The sequence below is a fragment of the Nocardioides aromaticivorans genome, assembly GCF_013408525.1.
Lineage (GTDB): Bacteria > Actinomycetota > Actinomycetes > Propionibacteriales > Nocardioidaceae > Nocardioides > Nocardioides aromaticivorans.
The window spans coordinates 3,105,271-3,121,193 of the sequence record NZ_JACBZM010000001.1 but is presented as its reverse complement, the minus strand read 5'-3'; the positions used below and the strand labels follow the sequence as shown (position 1 = coordinate 3,121,193).

The following is a 15,923-nucleotide window of genomic DNA, read 5'->3' as shown; positions in this document are numbered from 1 at the left end:
GCCCGCCGAAAGCGGTTGTGGACTCTTCGCGGATGGTTGGACGACGAAACTCATGCTTGGACGACGAAACTTCGCCGTCCAAGCATGAGTTTCACCGGCCGGCCGGTGAAACTCCCACCGCCACCGTGAGCGCCTCGGCCCCACCGTCGACGAAGACCACCTGCCCGGCCATGTGCGTGTTCTCGGGGGCGAGCAGCCACAGCAGCGCGTGGGCGATGGCCTCGGGCGGGGCGTAGCCGTTGAGGGGCATGGGGACGGCGGCGTCCATGACGGCCTTCCACTGCGGGTTGGAGACCAGCTCCTCCGTCATCGGTGTGAGTACGACGCCCGGTGCCACCGCGTTGACCGCGATCCCCGCTCCGGCGAACTCGGGCGACACCGCGGCGCGGCGCAGCCACCGGTTCAGGGCCGCCTTGGTCGAGGCGTAGATCTCGTGCGGGCGACCGTCGGCGACGGCGGCCTCGGCCAGCTCCAGCGCGGTCGCCTCGGTGCCGGCGAGGCAGGCCTCGACGAGGGCGGGGTCGTGGGGCTGGGTCGAGGAGATCGAGCTGACGAGGGCCACGCGCGGCGCCGCGGAGCGGGCCAGCAGCGGCTGGAGGCCGAGCACGAGGTCGACGGTGCCGAAGTAGTTGACGCTGACCTGGGGGGCACCCGCGCGGCTCAGGCCGGCGCAGGTCACGAGGCCGTCCAGCGCGTCCGGGCCGACCAGCTCCGCGACCCCGGCGACTGCGGCCGACCGGCCGGCCGCCGTGGACAGGTCGGCGCACACGTCGACGTCGCGCAGGTCCACCCCGATGACCCGATCACCCCGGGAGCGCAGCAGGGACGCGGTGGTGGCGCCGATGCCGGAGGCGGCCCCGGTGACGACGACCGTCCGCAGCGGGCCGCTCACGAGGCCGATCCCTCGTCGTACCGGGGTCCGAGCAGGAGGCGGGCCGCGAGGCGGATGTCGGCGTCGGCCTGGTCGATCGTGATCACGCCGTTGAGCACGGAGACCAGGACGCCGTACCAGGTCTGCTCGGTGATCCGGACCATCCGGTAGTCCTCGTCGTCGGGCTCGGTGACGCCGAGGGCGCGCAGCAGGACGCCGTGGAAGGCGGCGTTGGCCTCGGTGTACTCGCGTCCGCCCTGCAGCTGCGCGGCGTTGTTGGCCTGCAGCATCGCCATCGCGAGCTGGGGACGCGCGAGCATGCCGCGACCCGCGCCGATCAGCACCTCGGCGACCGCGGCGGCCCGCTCGCCCGCGGGCGCTGCCGCGACCACGCCCGACCCGGACCCGGAGCCGGAGCTGAGGTGCTGGATCTGCGAGTGGAGGACGCCGACGAAGAGGTCGGTCTTGGACGGGAAGTAGCGGTAGAGCGTGGCGATCGCGACGCCGGCCTCCTTGGCCACGTCGTTCATCTGCATCCGCTCCAGGCCGTGCTCGGCGCCCAGCTTGCTGGCGGCACGGAGGATCCGGCGGTAGCGGTCCTTCTGCTCCTCGGAGACCGGCTCGGCGGGCTTCCGGGCCTCGGCGATACGAGCCACGCGTCTCTCCTGATCTGGTCGGGTGGTCTGGTCGGGCACCCTGCGGTAGGGGCCGACGACCATCTTGGGCCCGCACCCGCTCCGGCGTTCCAGCAGGCTACCGGTGAGTGGGACCGGCGGCGGCGCACATCGTGCGGCCCGACCCACACTCGGCCCATGACGAGCACTGATCAGGTCCGGCAGATCGAGGTGGACGCGGGCCCGCGCCGGTTCGCGCGCGGCTGGCACTGCCTCGGCCTCGCCCGCGACCTCGCCGACGGCAAGCCCCACCAGGTCAACGCGTTCGGGCAGAAGCTGGTGGTCTTCGCCGGCGCGGACGGCGAGCTCAACGTCCTCGACGCCTACTGCCGCCACATGGGCGGCGACCTGTCGCAGGGCGAGGTCAAGGGCAACGAGATCGCCTGCCCGTTCCACGACTGGCGCTGGGGCGGCGACGGTCGCTGCAAGCAGATCCCCTACGCGCGCCGCGTCCCGCTGCGTGCCCGTACGGCGGCGTGGCCGACCATGGTGCAGGACGGCATGGTGTTCGTCTGGAACGACCCGGAGGGCAACCCGCCCCCGGCCGACGTGACGATCCCGCGGATCCCCCAGGTCGAGGACGAGCGCTGGACCGACTGGCTCTGGTACGAGACCGTGATCGAGGGCGCCAACTGCCGCGAGATCGTCGACAACGTCGTGGACATGGCGCACTTCTTCTACATCCACTACTCGTTCCCGACGTACTTCAAGAACGTCTTCGAGGGCACCAGCGCCTACCAGTACATGAACGGCGCCGGCCGCGAGGACGTCCGTCCGGCCCGGCCCTCGAAGAGCAGCCCGGCCGTGCTCGGCACGACGAGCGTGGCGGCGTACCACGGGCCCAGCTTCATGATCGACGAGGTGACCTACCACTACGAGGACCTCGACGTGGACACGATCCTGATCAACTGCCACTACCCGATCGACGAGAACTCCTTCGTGCTGCAGTACGGGATCATCGTGGAGAAGAAGGAGGGCATCTCCGACGAGGAGGCCGACCTGATGGCCGCGAAGACGGGGGCCTTCATCAAGTACGGCTTCGAGCAGGACGTCGCGATCTGGAAGAACAAGGCGCGCATCGACAACCCGCTGCTGTGCGAGGAGGACGGGCCGGTCTACCAGCTGCGGCGGTGGTACCAGCAGTTCTACGTCGACGCCGCCGACGTGACGCCGGAGATGACCGACCGCTTCGAGTTCGAGATCGACACCACGCGGCCGAACGAGGCGTGGCGGTCCGAGGTCGAGCAGAACCTGGCCGCCCGCTCCGCACGGCAGTCATGAGCCCGCGGCAGGACGTGCGCCTCGAGACCGCACCGATGCAGCCGGTCTCCTGCCTGACGTGCGGTGCGGAGGTCCTCGCCCGCAAGAGCAGCTGGGACCAGTCGACCCTGCAGTGGACCGCGGCCGCGCTGGAGCGGTGCGTCGAGCGTCGTACGACGACAGCCCGGTCCGAGCGCCCCAACCGCAACGCCTTCCCGGGTTGCTCGGCGTTGCGGGCCTCGGTCCGCGAGGCTGCTGTGCGGGGCGAGCTCGAGGTGCAGTCCGACGAACCCCTGAGGACCAACCCGGAGGCACTCCATGACTGACCTGTCCCCGTACGGCCCCTGGGCCGTCATCGCCGGCGGCTCGGAGGGCGTCGGCGCTGAATTCGCCCGAGAGTTGGCGGGTTCGGGCGTCAACCTCGTCCTCGTCGCCCGCACGCCCGGGCCGCTGGAGTCGACCGCTGCACGGCTCCGCGAGCTCGGGGTGGAGGTGCGCACGGTCGCCACCGACCTGACCGCGCCCGGCGCGATCGGCGAGATCACCGCCGCGACCGCGGACGTCGAGGTCGGGCTCCTGGTCTACAACGCCGGCGCCAACACCCACGGCCGGGCCTTCACGCGCGGCACGCTCGACGGGTTCGCCTCGGTGATCGACCTGAACATCACCGCGATGCTGGCGCTGGTGCACCACTACGCCGTACCCATGCGCGAGCGCGGCCGCGGCGGGATCCTGCTCGTCGGCTCCCTCGCCGGCTACGTCGGTACGTCGACCGAGGGCGTCTACGGCGGGGTCAAGGCGTTCGGCCGGATCTTCGCCGAGGGCCTGTGGGCCGAGCTGCGGGAGTACGGCGTCGACGTGCTCGAGCTCGTGCTCGGCGTGACCCGGACCCCCGCGATGGAGCGGGCCGGGCTGAACTTCGACGTGCCCGGCATGCACGTCTCCGAGCCGGTCGACGTCGCTCGGGAGGGCCTGGTCGCGCTCCCCCATGGACCGGTGCACGTGGTGAGCGGCAACGAGGCGATCGTCGAGATGCGCTCCTCGGCGGATCGGGCGCGGCTGGTGGCCGGGACCGAGAAGGTCATGCGGCTGCTGGTGCCGCACGACTGATCCGCCGACGCGGCGGGGCCAGCCTGGACGACGAAACTCACGCTTGGACGATGAAACTTCGTCGTCCAAGCGTGAGTTCTGTCGTCCCAGCGCGGGAGTTTCACCGGCCGGCCGGTGAAACTCCCTCAGTCCACGACGTGCAACCGCCGACTCAACGGATCCACGTCCGGGAACAGGTCGGCAGCGATGCGCCGCGTGGCGTCGAGCACCAGCGGCGCGACCCGCTCGAGCGCCGTACCTGCCGCGGCGACGATCGAGATCGCGCCGACCGGACCTCGCGGCCCGCGCACCGCGGCGGCCACGCAGGCGATGTCGGGGAAGCACTCGCCCCGCTCCAGCGCGAGCCCCGACCGCGCCCGGATCCGGGCGAGCTCGACGTGGAGCTTCTCGAGACCGGGGATCGTCGAGGGGGTGCGGGGCCGGAGCTCCTCCCCCACCAGCGCGTCGACGTGCTCGGGCTCGAGCCAGGCGAGCATCGCCTTGCCGAGGCCGGTGCAGTGCGCGGGCGCGGAGCCGCCGACCCGCGAGGGCACGGTGGTCGCGAAGCGGCCGCCGAGCTTGTCGAGGTAGGTGACCCGCGCGCCCTCGAGGACGCCGAGGTGGATCACGGCGCCGGTGCGCAGCAGCAGGTCGTGGAGGTACGGCGATGCCGCGGAGCGGAGGTCCGCGTGCTCGGCTGACCCCCCGCCCAGGACGAGCGAGCGGCGGCCGAGCCCGTAGCCGACCGAGGCGTGCTCGAGCCAGTCGAGGCGGACCAGCTGGTCGAGGATGCGGTGCGCGGTGGAGCGCGGGAGGCCCGTCGAGCGGGCGATCTCCTCCAGCGTCAGCCAGGTCTGCCGCTCGGTGAACAGGTCGAGGATCAGCGTCATCCGCTCGACCATCGACGGCGGCAGCTCGCGCGTCGTCGTACTCGTCGTGACGTCCGCCTGCTCCATCGCGAGTGCCGACATCGCTACCTCCCACAGCCAAGAATTGAAATGAATTCTAGTGACGACGCTAACACCGCCGAGCGATAGACGGAAGACCATTTCTGAAATTCATTCTAGCTAGCTGCGCCGCCCGGTCACCGGGACCGGTCCGCGCCACCGGACGCCGCCGACGGCTTGGATGGGGGACCCGTCCACGAGAGCGAGGAGCACCATGCGCGTCGGCATCACCAGTCCGGTCGTCACCGCCCTGCCCGGCTTCTTCGGCGCCTGGGAGCGCACGGCCGGTCCCGCCGGGCTGGCCGCGATCGCCACCGCAGCCGACCGCCTGGGCTTCGACCACCTGACCTGCTCCGAGCACGTGGCCGTCCCGACGGCCATCGCCGAGCAGCGCGGTGGCACCTACTGGGACCCGCTGGCGACCCTCGGCTATCTCGCGGCCCACACGCAGCGGATCCGGCTGGTCACCCAGGTCCTCGTGATCGGGTACCACCACCCGCTCGCGATCGCGAAGCGCTACGGCACCCTCGACGTCCTCAGCGGCGGCCGCCTCGTCCTCGGCCTGGGCGTGGGGTCGATCGAGGAGGAGTTCGACCTGCTCGGTGCGGCGTACGCCGAGCGCGGCGCCGTCGCCGACGACGCCCTTCCGGCACTGCGCGCCGCGCTGTCCACGGCCACCCCCGTGTACGACGGCCCGCGCTTCCCCTTCGCCGACGTGGTCGTCGAGCCGCACGCGGTCCAGCCTCGGGTCCCGTTCTGGATCGGCGGCCACACGCCCCGCAGCCTGCGCCGCGCCCGCGAGCACGGCGACGGCTGGGTGCCCTTCGGCCTCCCCCACGACCGGCTGCGGGAGATGCTCGACAAGGCCCCGCTGCCCGACGGCTTCGAGGTGGTGCTGGGCGCCGGCCGCCCGGTCGACCCGATCGGCGACCCCGACCGCACCCGCCGCGCGCTCGACCGCACCGTCGCGGCCGGTGCCACGGTGGTCAACGTCCACGTCACCGCCACCTCGGCGGACCACTACGTCGACCAGCTCGCCGCCCTCGCGGACCTGGCCGACCTGACTCCCCTGGAGGCCCGATGAGCAACCCCACGAGCAGGCCGACGAGCAGACCCCCGAGCGGGCCCCCGAGCAGGCCCAGCGTCGAGGAGCGCCTGCAGCGCCTCGAGGACGTCCAGGCCATCACCCAGCTGATCGCCTCCTACGGCCCCCTCGTCGACGCCGGCGAGGCCGAGCGCGTCGCCGACCTGTGGACCGAGGACGGCGTGTACGACGTCGACGAGCTCTTCATGGGCAGCCGCGCCGAGGTCGACGCGATGGTGCGCTCGGACGCCCACCAGGGCCTGATCGGCAACGGGTGCAGCCACTTCCTCGGCCCGGCGCACGTGGCGGTGGACGGCGACCGCGCGGTCGCGGTGTGCGAGTCGGTGCTGCTCGTGCGCCACCACGGCAAGGTCTTCCCGGCCCGGATCGGCGCGAACCACTTCGAGCTCGTCCGCACCGACGACGGCTGGCGCACCACCCGTCGTACCACCCGCGGGCTGGACGGGAGCGCCGACGCCCGTGCGCTGCTCGCCCGCGCGGGTGGGCCCGTGCGCTGACGCGCCCGCCGGCGCCCCCGTCGCCCGGATCCCTCCCGCGCCGGCCCTCCGTCCGGGAGACTTGCGCCCGTGGCCCGCATGTCCGACCTCGAGTCCGTCTTCTGCCGTACGCCGCCGTGGCGCGCGTTCGCCCGCCGCTTCGTCGTCCCGCGGGTGCTCCCCCGCGATCCCGCGGCCCTGGGCGCCGAGGTGCTCGAGATCGGGTGCGGCAGCGGTGCGATGGCGGCCGAGGTGCTGCGCGCGCGACCGGACATCCGGCGCTACGTCGCCACCGACGTCGACCCCGCGATGGTGGCCCTGGCGCGACGGCAGCTCGCCGGGTTCGGCGACCGGGCCGCGGTGGAGGAGGTGGATGCGTCCGGCCTGCCGTTCGCCGACGGCTCCTTCGACGCGGTCGTCAGCTGGCTGATGCTCCACCACACGATCACCTGGGAGCAGGTGCTCGCCGACGCGGTGCGCGTGCTGCGGCCCGGTGGGCTGCTCGCCGGCTACGACCTGTCGGACTCACGTCGCGGCAGGTTCGTCCACCGGGTCACCCGCTCGACGGTGCGGATGGTCGCGCCCGACGACCTCACGGCCGAGCTCGAGGGCCTCGGCCTGGGCGACGTCACCGTGCGCCCGCTCGGCATCGCCGGCGCCTACCGGTTCTCCGGACGGCGCTGAGGTGGCCCCGGCCGCACGACGGACCTGCCCGTGGTGGGTGCCGGCAGCCGTGCTGGTCCTCACCGTGGGCCAGCTGGCCGTCGCGACCTTCGTCCCCGGGATCGACCGCTTCGAGGGCAAGGCCTTCGGTGGACGCCTCCTCGCCTACCCGGTGCTGATGCTGGTGGTGCCTGCCGTCTGGTGGCTGCGCGCGCGTCGTACGGCCGACGCCGGCGGCGCACCGTGGGGCGCGTTCGCGCTCGTCATGATGCCGTTCCTGGTCGACGTGACCGGCAACAGCCTCGACCTCTACGACACCGTCGTGTGGTGGGACGACCTCAACCACTACGCCAACTGGGCCCTGCTCTGCGGCGGCCTCGGCCTGCTCGTCGCCGGCCGGCTCGAGCCCGGCTGGGTGATCGTCGCCGTGACCGGCATCGGCGCCGTGCTGGCGATCGGGTGGGAGCTCGGCGAGTGGTTCACCTTCATCCGCCACGGCACGGAGCTCGACACCGCCTACGAGGACACGCTCGGCGACGAGGTCCTCGGCACCCTGGGCGCCTTCACGGCAGCGTTGCTCCTCGCCCGGCGGCAGCGCGGACGGCCTGCGCGTCCGGTGGGGTGAGGTTCGGGATGGTGCGCAGCCGCGCCGTCGCGACTCCCGAGCAGGTCAGGAGGACGACCGCGAGCAGGGTGACGCCCGGCCAGCCCCCGGCCGACCACGCACTGCCGCCGAGGCTGCCGAAGACGGACGAGCCGACGTAGTAGGAGCAGAGGTAGAACGCCGCCGCCTGGCTGGAGCTCGCGCCCGCGAGGTGTGCGCGCACCGCGACCCAGCTGCTCGCCAGCCCGTGCATGACGAAGAAGCCGGCCGTCAGGCAGGCAAGGCCGGCGACGACCGCAACGAGCGACGGCAGCAGGGTGAGCAGGACGCCGGCCATCGCGAGCGCACAGCCGGCCGGCAGCACGGCCCGACGGCCGAACCGGTCCGCCAGGGCCCCGGACACCGACGAGCTGACCGTGCCGAGCGGATAGACGAGGTAGAGCAGGCTGATCGCGCCGAGGCTGAGGTGGTACGGCGCCGCGGTCAGCCGGAAGCCGAGGGCGTTGAACACGGCGATGAGCGTCCCCACCGAGCAGGCGCCGAGCAGATAGAGGTGGCGCAGCGCCGGGTCGGTCAGCGCTGCCCGGGCCATCCCCGAGCGGCCCGCCCGGCCCCGCGGCCGGGGCACGAAGTTCCGCGACGCCGGCAGCGTGAGGGTCATCGCCAGCGCGCAGGCGAGCGCGAGCCCGGCGGCGGCCGCCATCGCCCACCGCCAGCCGGCGAGGTCGGCGACCGGAGCGGTCAGCAGCCGCGACGCCATGCCCCCGATCGCGTTGCCGCCGATGTAGAGCCCGGTCGCGCGCGCCAGCGCGCTGGGGTGCAGCTCCTCGCGGAGGTACGCCGTCGCCACGGCCGGCAACCCCGCGAGGGCGAGGCCCTCGACCAGCCGCAGCCCGAGGAAGGCCGGCCAGGACCAGGCGAACGGGCACAGGCAGGCCACCACCGCCGCCAGCCAGACCGACCCGGCGACCAGCGGCGTACGGCCGAGGACCTCGGAGGCGGGGCCGGCCACGAGCAGGCCGACGGCGAGGCCCGCGGTCGTCAGCGACATGCTCAGCGTCGCCTGCGCCGGCGTCACGCCGAACGCGTGGTGGAGCTCGGGCAGGAGGGCCTGGGTGGCGTAGAGCAGCACGAACGTGGCGACGCCTGCCGCGAACATCGCGACCATGACACGGCGGTAGCCGTCGCTTCCCGGGACGTGCCCCGACGCCTGCTCCTCGATCGTCCGCGTACTGACCACCCGACGAGGGTGCGCTCCCGGGAGCCATGCGTCCAATGTCTTCCCGATCGGATCTCGATACGTCAGGCGTATGATCAGGCTCGTGCTGATGCGCGACCTCGCCTGGCTCGTCGAGCTGGCCGACACCGAGCACGTGACCGACACCGCGGCCACGCTGGGCGTGAGCCAGCCGACGCTGTCGCGGGCGCTCGCCCGTACCGAGCACGAGCTCGGCGCCCGACTCTTCGAGCGGGTGCCCCACGGCCTGGTCACGACACCCGACGGCGAGCTGGTCGTCGACGCCGCACGGGAGATCCTCGGCCGCTACCACCAGCTCGTGCGCGACCTCGCGGGCCGGCGGGACCCGGACCGCGGTGTCGTCCGGCTCGCCTTCCTCGACTCGATGGCGACCTCGCTGGTCCCCCGGATCCTGCGCGGCTTCCACGAGCTCGCGCCCCTCGTGCGCGTGGAGCTGGTCCAGGAGCCCGGGCACGACATCATCCGCGACCTGCACCGCGGCACCGCCGAGCTCGCCGTCACCTCGACCCGGCCGGACGGCGACTTCGCCTGGGTGCCGCTCCAGGAGGAGCGCCTCGTCGTGATCGTCGGCCCCAGCCACCGGCTGCGCGGGCGCAAGCAGGTCGCCCTGGCCGAGCTGGCCGACGACGAGCTCGTCACGACCCCCGTCGGCTTCGGTCACCGTACGCTCGTCGACAGCCTGCTGGCCGATGCCGGCGTCGCCCCACCGGTCTCCTTCGAGAGCGCCGACCTCGTGACCATCGAGGGCCTGGTCGCCGCCGGCCTCGGCCTCGCGATCGTGCCGGAGGCACAGGCGGGCCTGTCGGACACCCTCTCGCTGCGCATCCTCCACGCCCGCGCGCGCCGCACGATCGGCCTGACCTGGCGCACCGACCGCCCGCTCGCGCCGCCGGCTGTCCGGCTGCGCGACCACGTCGTCGCGGAGGCGCCGTACGCGACCGCGCGCTGAGCGCCCGGCTCGGTCGCCCGGGTGCGACGATGCCCCGGCCGCGGAAATTGATTGACGTCAATCAATTTGCGGGCGACCGGGTCGTCAGCCCCGCGCCTTGATGTCGGCGAACATCGCGTGCAGGTCGGGCGAGATCTCGGCGAGCTCGACCAGGCCGGCGCCGGCAGCCGTCAGGTCGAGGTAGGCGAAGCGCATCAGGCCGCCGGCCATGGTGCCGGCCTGGACCACGTCGAGCCCGCCCTCGGCCGCCTGCGCCAGCGCCGCGTCCATGTCGTCGACCTCGCAGCAGACGTGGTGCATTCCGGGCCCCCGCTCGCGGAGGAACTCCTCGTAGATCGACGCCCCGCTCACCGGCCGGATGAGCTCGAGCTGCAGGTCGCCCGCATAGGCCAGCGAGATGTCGGCGACGAAGTCCGCGGGCGCTCCCCGCAGCACGCAGTCCTCCGGGCCGAAGTGGATGCCGGGCATCCGCGTCCACGCGCCGGCCCCGAGGGTGGCGTGCAGGGCCTGCTCGGTCGCCTCGAGGTCGTCGGTGACCCAGGCGAGCTGCACGACCGGGCCGAAGGGCGTGGGGAGCATGACCCGCAGACTAGGGGCAGGCGCCCTCAGGCCGACTGCGACACGAGCTGCCCGACCGCGTCGTTGGGGATCAGCGGCACCGACGGGCTGGTGACGCTCCTGCACTCCCCTCCCTGGGGACAGATGTCGACGGTGATCCCCCCGGCGTCGTCGCCCTCGAACGCGTCGATGCCCAGCACCACGACCGCGTCGTCCTCGCCGAAGGTCGCCACGCCGGCCTCGACGGTCGTGTCGACCAGCCTCGACGTGCCGGTGGCGAGCTCGACCTGTCGTACGTCGCCTTCGCCCGCCGCGCCGACGAGCAGGTCGCCGGCGACGTTGGTGTCCCACTGGGTGAGGTCGGCGATCGTTGCGATCTCGGCGCCGGTGCTCCGGTCGTAGACGGTCGTCTCCAGGTCCGAGTCGGCCGCGATGACGCGGGTGTCGGTGAACCCGACGACCAGGTGGTCCTCGGGGACGAAGCGCACCCGCCGCGCGGATCCGCCGGGGGTCCAGAGCCTGCTGGAGCCACCGTCGGTGATCGCCACCTCGTCGCCGCGGACGGCGGTGACATTGGCGTACCCGGAGACCGGGAGCCGGCCGAGCTCCTCCCCCGTCGAGGTGTCGACGGCGATGACGGTGTCGGTGGACCCCGTGCCGGACTCCTCCACCTCGACCCAGGCCGCGAGGGTGCCGCCCGGGTCCGAGAGCGCGATGCCGCGGACGTCGTCGTACGCCGCGAGCTCGTCCGAGCCGTCGTGGATGGCGACCGCGCGGAGGTCGTCGTCCTCGGGCGCGATCGTGAGGACGAGGCCTCCGGTGGAGGTCCCGACCGAGACCACCGTCCGCTCGGCACCGGGGACGACGTGACCCCGGTAGGTGACGGTCCCCGTGTGGTCGACGACCGGCACGTGGTCGCTGAGGACGTTCGCACGCGGCGACGACGGGTCGGCGTCGTCCTGCGCGGCCACGACGGCGGTGACCGCCGCGACGCCCGCGATGGTCGCGGCCACGGCGGCCAGCAACGACAGCCGACCGACGCGGCTGAGCCCGGCTCGCTCCACGACATGCCCCTTCGCCGGTCCCGACCTGCTCGGGACGAGACGCCGACAGTGACATCCGCGAGGCCACCGCGTCCGGGGAACGGCGGAGTTCGCCGGCCGCGACGTCAGCCCTTCAGCGCAGGGAAGTCCTCGTCGCGGTACTCGCCGGCCGGCCGGTTGCCCTCGACCTCGGTCTCGCGCTGGCGCAGCTCGACCCGGCGGATCTTGCCCGAGATCGTCTTCGGCAGCTCGTGGAACTCCAGCCGTCGGACCCGCAGGTACGGCGCCAGGTGCTCGCGCGCGTAGCGCAGGATCGACTCCGCCGTCTCCGCCGTCGGCTCGTGGCCGTCGACGAGCGCGACGTACGCCTTGGGGACCGCGAGGCGAACCGGGTCGGGCGCCGGTACGACGGCCGCCTCGGCCACCGCCGGGTGCTCGATCAGCACCGACTCCAGCTCGAAGGGGCTCACCTTGTAGTCGGAGGCCTTGAACACGTCGTCGGTGCGGCCGATGTAGGTGATGTAGCCGTTCTCGTCGCGGGCCGCGACGTCGCCGGTGTGGTAGAAGCCGCCGGCCATCGCCTCGGCGTTCTTCTCCGGGTCTCCCTGGTAGCCGGTCATCAGCGGGAGCGGCCCGGCGCCGTCGCGGACGGACAGGTCGAGGCAGATCTCGCCCTCGCCGACCCCGTCGACGACGGTGCCCTCGAGCGGGTCGACGAGCACGACCGGGACACCCGGCAGCGGCCGCCCCATCGAGCCCGACGTCACCGGCTGGCCGGGCGGGTTCGCGATCGCGGCGGTCATCTCGGTCTGGCCGAACCCATCGCGGATGGTCAGGCCCCAGTGCTTCTCGACCTGGCTGATCACCTCGGGGTTGAGCGGCTCGCCCGCGGCGATCGCCTCGCGCAGCGCGCCCTTACCGCCGGAGAGGTCGGCGTTGATGAGCATCCGCCAGACCGTCGGCGGGGCGCAGAAGGTCGTCACGCCCTCGCTCCGGATCCGCTCGAGCAGCGCGGCCGCGTCGAAGCGTGCGTAGTTGTAGACGAACACGGTCGCCTCGGCCAGCCACGGGGCGAAGAAGTTCGACCACGCGTGCTTCGCCCAGCCGGGGCTCGAGATGTTGAGGTGCACGTCGCCGGGCTGCAGGCCCAGCCAGTACATCGTCGACAGGTGCCCGACCGGGTAGGACGTATGCGTGTGCTCCACCAGCTTCGGCCGGCTCGTCGTACCGGAGGTGAAGTAGAGCAGCAGGCGGTCGTCGCTGGCGTTGCCCGGGTGCGGGACGGGGGCGGCCGGGGTCGCGAAGGCAGCGGCGTACGGGCTCCAGCCCTCGGGCACCTCGCCGACGGCGACCCGGAGGTAGTCGCCGGGGACCTCGTCGAACTTGGCCGTGTCAGCGGCGTTGCAGACCACCGCGTGGGCGTTGCCGCGGGCGAGGCGGTCGACCAGCTCGGCCGGCCCGACCGCCGTCGTGGTCGGCATGATCACCGCGCCGAGCCGGATCAGCGCGAGCATCGACTCCCACAGCTCGACCTGGTTGCCGAGCATCACCACGACGCTGTCACCTGCCCGCACCCCCAGCGCGGACAGATGGTTCGCGACCTGCTCCGAACGGGTCACCAGCTCACCGAACGTGTACGACGCCCGGGCGCCGTCCTCCTCGACGATCACGAGCCCGGGCTGGTCGTTGCCTCGCGCGTAGGCGTCGAACCAGTCGTGCACGAAGTTGAAGGTCGGGCCCACGTCGGGCCAGCGGAACTCCTCCACCGCGGCGGCGTGGTCGGTGCGCAGCGCCAGCAGGCGGTCCCGCGTGGCGCCCAGTCCGGTCGAGACAGGGGTCGTGATGCTCATGGTCGAAGGCTCGCTTCCCGAGGCGCCGGACGGCACCCCCGAACGAAGGTGGATCCCCGGGCCGGCGGACGCACGACCGCCGGCCCGGGAGGACGCAGTGACGCGGCTCAGGCGTGGGACCCGACGCGGGCGTCGCGCAGCATGCCGGTGCCGGGGTGGCAGTTGACGTACTCGAAGAGCTGCTCGGAGCCGCTCGACACCGAGACCTCGTGGTAGAGCCGCAGCTTGTCCAGGCCCTCGGCGACCCGGAAGAAGGTCGTGAAGATCCGCAGGTGGGTGGGGTGCGACTCGGCCCAGCGCTCGAGCTTGTCGAGCGAGCTCCAGTGGCCGATGTTGTAGCTCTCGTCGAGCTCGTTGCCGTCGAGGTCGATGCTGCGCACGAAGCGGTTGCTGTAGCAGCCGACGGCCTCGCCGTTGTCGCGCAGGAAGTCCATCCCGGCCTCGAGGGTCGGCAGGATCTCGTCGAGGTAGAGGGAGCGCTCCTCCTCCCCGGCCTCGATCCACTCCTGGCCGGACCGGATGAGCGCGATGTTGTCGTGGCCGCGGACCACGACCCGCCCGCCCTTCGCGGGGTCGCCCTCCACGACGCTCAGCGCGCCGTTGGGCTGCATCCAGTCGGTCTGGGAGATCGGGAATCGCTCACGCATCGACCCCCAGTACCCGTGCTCGTTGATGTCGCCGCTGATGCCGCCCATCACCGCGCCGACGCCGGGCAGCTGCTCCTGGAAGGCGTAGAGGGTCTCGAACTGGTCGACCCGCGGGGCGACGACCTCGCGGAAGTGGCCGAGCCCGTCGTGCAGGCGCTCGTCGGACTCCCACCACCCGGCGACCTCGTCCGAGCGCAGCCAGCGGCCGTACGCCGCCGGGTCGGCCCAGTACGCCACGACCATCAGGTTGTGGTGGTCGCGGTTGTCGACGTGGTGGGTGAGGTCGTGGTGCACCGGGCCGTCCGCGGCGTCGAAGGTCCCGACGATCGTCCGCAGCGCGGCGAGGGCGTCGCCGCGGCGGGCCTCGTCGTCGTACTGGACGCCGAGGTAGGCCATCACGACCTGCTGGAGCGAGGCGTCGGCGCGCGCGACCCACATCGGGAACGGCGGCTGGTAGTCGTCGGGCACCCGGCGCGAGAGGGTGCGCGGGCACGTCAGGTGGGTGTCGATCGCGGATTCCATGGTTCCTCCTGGGTATTCACATCGGGGTGTTCGGGGAGCCGGTCACCAGCCGGCGTTGCTGACCCGGCGCAGGCCTGCGGCGGTGTGCACCTCGCCGAGCGCGGCGGGTGGTGGGACGACGCCCGGGCCGCCGCGGCGTACCCAGGCAGCGAGCTCGCGGGCCCGCTCGACGGTGTTGACCTCGCGCACCCAGGCCGGCCGGGCGCCGCCCGACCGGGCCGTGGTCGACGGGTTGACGACCACGACGTTGGAGAGGTCGCAGGCCCAGAGGCAGTCGACGGTGAGGAGCTCGGCGTCGTCGCCGAGCCCCTCACCGAGAGCGAGGGCGATGGCGTCGTGGTCGACGTCGCGGTGCTTGCGCCGGGTCCCGCAGCAGCAGCCGCGGCACATCCGGACCCGTGGACCCCGTTCGCCGGCCACGGCGCTCACGCCGCCACGAGACGGCGGGTGCGCGCGAGCGGGACGGTCCGCGGCTGCCCGAGCCAGGCGCAGGTGGCGCCCATGGCCAGCCACATCAGGCCGATCTGCGCGAGCGAGGCGACCCGGAACCGCCAGATGAGGTCCGCCGGCACGTTCGCCGGCACCGGGTCCGCGGCGTGCGGCAGCACCGCCACGAGGACGACGGTCCCGACGACGCCGAGCGCGGCGGCCGCCACGGCCCGCGTCCCCGGAGCCAGCGCGCCGGCGCGGGCGACCCCGGCGACGAGCGCGGTGAGGGCCACCGCGCACACGATCGTGCCGAGGTAGGTCGCCGTGCGCAGGTCGACCGTCGCGGGGTCCCCCACCGCCGGCGGGTTGGCGGGCACCACCATCGCGGGGGCGAGGGTGAAGGTCAGGAAGCCCAGCCCGGCGAGCACCATCGTGGTCGCCACCGGTGTGCGTCCCGGCAGGCGCGGGGCGAGGAAGCGGTGGGCGAGCGCGAAGGCGATCCCGATGAGGACGCCGACGACGAGCACGGTCACCAACCCGGCCACCACCTGCTCGGAACGCGAGACCAGCGCCTCGGTCCCGTGGTCGTGGGACGCGCCGGCGCCGTGCTCGTGCGCCGTGCCGGCCTCCTCGATGGCGATCGCCGCGCGGATCGACGGCTCGACGAGCCAGTACATCGCGGCCGCGCCGAGCCCGCCGGCGACGGCGCCGGCCAGGGCGCCGTTGCCGACGGTGCGGCCCAGCCTGGGCTGCGGGGTCGGGCCGGACACGTGTCCGCCCCGCTCAGTGGCAGGGCACGCCGAGGGCGTGCCGTGCGTCGTGGGTGACCTCGTGCAGGTACGACGCCGCGTCGGCCGAGAGCAGCAGGCCGTTCTCCTGCAGGAGGAACAGCACGCCGAGCAGGGCGACGAGGGCCAGCGCGAGGCCGACGACGGGTGCGGCGGCGCGGCCGGGGGCCAGGGTGGTGCTGGATGCCAT

Annotated in this window: 19 protein-coding genes; 8 read left to right on the top strand and 11 right to left on the bottom strand. The window is 73.1% G+C overall.

Annotated features, from left to right (window positions below):
* Positions 1 to 91: 91 nt before the first annotated feature.
* Positions 92 to 892, bottom strand: coding sequence for an SDR family oxidoreductase (locus BJ993_RS14770; RefSeq protein WP_218864712.1), 801 nt, complete (start codon positions 890 to 892; stop codon positions 92 to 94).
* Positions 889 to 1,527 (bottom strand): TetR/AcrR family transcriptional regulator, encoded by a 639-nt coding sequence (locus BJ993_RS14765; protein ID WP_036547339.1) that lies wholly within the window; start codon positions 1,525 to 1,527, stop codon positions 889 to 891. The genes BJ993_RS14770 and BJ993_RS14765 overlap by 4 nt, the downstream gene beginning before the upstream one ends.
* Positions 1,528 to 1,683: 156 nt before the next feature.
* On the opposite strand from BJ993_RS14765, the gene BJ993_RS14760 reads away from it, so the two are divergent.
* Genes BJ993_RS14760 through BJ993_RS14750 form a run of 3 tightly spaced genes read left to right on the top strand, consistent with a single transcriptional unit; the run spans position 1,684 to position 3,915 of the window.
* Positions 1,684 to 2,826 (top strand): 3-ketosteroid-9-alpha-monooxygenase, oxygenase component, encoded by a 1,143-nt coding sequence (locus BJ993_RS14760; protein WP_179649580.1) that lies wholly within the window; start codon positions 1,684 to 1,686, stop codon positions 2,824 to 2,826.
* Positions 2,823 to 3,131 carry a ferredoxin gene (locus BJ993_RS14755; protein ID WP_179649578.1) on the top strand — a complete coding sequence of 103 codons (309 nt, stop codon included), beginning with the start codon at positions 2,823 to 2,825 and terminating at the stop codon, positions 3,129 to 3,131. The genes BJ993_RS14760 and BJ993_RS14755 overlap by 4 nt, the downstream gene beginning before the upstream one ends.
* Entirely contained in the window at positions 3,124 to 3,915 is a 792-nt protein-coding gene (locus tag BJ993_RS14750) for an SDR family NAD(P)-dependent oxidoreductase (RefSeq protein ID WP_179649576.1), read from the top strand. Before BJ993_RS14755 ends, BJ993_RS14750 begins: the two co-directional genes overlap by 8 nt.
* A gap of 125 nt (positions 3,916 to 4,040) precedes the next feature.
* On the opposite strand, the gene BJ993_RS14745 is transcribed toward BJ993_RS14750, so the two are convergent.
* Complete coding sequence (locus BJ993_RS14745; RefSeq protein ID WP_218864710.1) at positions 4,041 to 4,865, bottom strand: IclR family transcriptional regulator; 825 nt, start codon at positions 4,863 to 4,865, stop codon at positions 4,041 to 4,043.
* A gap of 190 nt (positions 4,866 to 5,055) precedes the next feature.
* On the opposite strand from BJ993_RS14745, the gene BJ993_RS14740 reads away from it, so the two are divergent.
* The 4 genes from BJ993_RS14740 to BJ993_RS14725 all read left to right on the top strand — a co-directional run bounded on the left by BJ993_RS14740 (position 5,056) and on the right by BJ993_RS14725 (position 7,710).
* Positions 5,056 to 5,925: an LLM class F420-dependent oxidoreductase gene (locus BJ993_RS14740; RefSeq protein WP_179649574.1), complete on the top strand. Its 870-nt coding sequence runs from the start codon at positions 5,056 to 5,058 to the stop codon at positions 5,923 to 5,925.
* On the top strand, positions 5,922 to 6,443 hold the full coding sequence (locus BJ993_RS14735; RefSeq protein ID WP_179649572.1) for a nuclear transport factor 2 family protein: 522 nt from the start codon (positions 5,922 to 5,924) through the stop codon (positions 6,441 to 6,443). Before BJ993_RS14740 ends, BJ993_RS14735 begins: the two co-directional genes overlap by 4 nt.
* Positions 6,444 to 6,521: 78 nt before the next feature.
* A complete protein-coding gene (locus BJ993_RS14730; protein ID WP_257027442.1) occupies positions 6,522 to 7,106 on the top strand; it encodes a class I SAM-dependent methyltransferase in 585 nt (194 codons plus the stop codon).
* A 1-nt stretch (position 7,107) separates the two neighbouring features.
* The gene (locus BJ993_RS14725) at positions 7,108 to 7,710 is read left to right on the top strand and encodes a DUF2238 domain-containing protein (RefSeq protein WP_179649568.1); all 603 of its coding nucleotides are present in this window, start codon (positions 7,108 to 7,110) and stop codon (positions 7,708 to 7,710) included.
* Here BJ993_RS14725 and BJ993_RS14720 read toward each other — a convergent pair.
* A complete protein-coding gene (locus BJ993_RS14720) occupies positions 7,649 to 8,929 on the bottom strand; it encodes an MFS transporter (RefSeq protein WP_218864709.1) in 1,281 nt (426 codons plus the stop codon). The two genes, BJ993_RS14725 and BJ993_RS14720, sit on opposite strands and share 62 nt — an antisense overlap.
* Positions 8,930 to 9,017: 88 nt before the next feature.
* On the opposite strand from BJ993_RS14720, the gene BJ993_RS14715 reads away from it, so the two are divergent.
* Complete coding sequence (locus tag BJ993_RS14715) at positions 9,018 to 9,896, top strand: LysR family transcriptional regulator (protein WP_257027440.1); 879 nt, start codon at positions 9,018 to 9,020, stop codon at positions 9,894 to 9,896.
* Positions 9,897 to 9,980: 84 nt separating this feature from the next.
* Here BJ993_RS14715 and BJ993_RS14710 read toward each other — a convergent pair whose 3' ends face one another.
* From BJ993_RS14710 to BJ993_RS14680, 7 genes are all read right to left on the bottom strand, one after another.
* On the bottom strand, positions 9,981 to 10,475 hold the full coding sequence (locus BJ993_RS14710) for a VOC family protein (protein WP_179649564.1): 495 nt from the start codon (positions 10,473 to 10,475) through the stop codon (positions 9,981 to 9,983).
* Between the two features lie 26 nt (positions 10,476 to 10,501).
* Positions 10,502 to 11,518: a WD40 repeat domain-containing protein gene (locus tag BJ993_RS14705; protein ID WP_179649562.1), complete on the bottom strand. Its 1,017-nt coding sequence runs from the start codon at positions 11,516 to 11,518 to the stop codon at positions 10,502 to 10,504.
* A gap of 104 nt (positions 11,519 to 11,622) precedes the next feature.
* A complete protein-coding gene (locus BJ993_RS14700; protein WP_179649560.1) occupies positions 11,623 to 13,347 on the bottom strand; it encodes an AMP-binding protein in 1,725 nt (574 codons plus the stop codon).
* A gap of 107 nt (positions 13,348 to 13,454) precedes the next feature.
* A complete protein-coding gene (gene oxdA / locus BJ993_RS14695) occupies positions 13,455 to 14,516 on the bottom strand; it encodes an aliphatic aldoxime dehydratase (protein WP_179649558.1) in 1,062 nt (353 codons plus the stop codon).
* A 42-nt stretch (positions 14,517 to 14,558) separates the two neighbouring features.
* Complete coding sequence (locus tag BJ993_RS14690) at positions 14,559 to 14,945, bottom strand: hypothetical protein (protein WP_179649556.1); 387 nt, start codon at positions 14,943 to 14,945, stop codon at positions 14,559 to 14,561.
* A complete protein-coding gene (locus tag BJ993_RS14685; protein WP_179649554.1) occupies positions 14,942 to 15,715 on the bottom strand; it encodes a CbtA family protein in 774 nt (257 codons plus the stop codon). Before BJ993_RS14685 ends, BJ993_RS14690 begins: the two co-directional genes overlap by 4 nt.
* A gap of 13 nt (positions 15,716 to 15,728) precedes the next feature.
* Entirely contained in the window at positions 15,729 to 15,923 is a 195-nt protein-coding gene (locus BJ993_RS14680) for a CbtB domain-containing protein (protein WP_179649552.1), read from the bottom strand.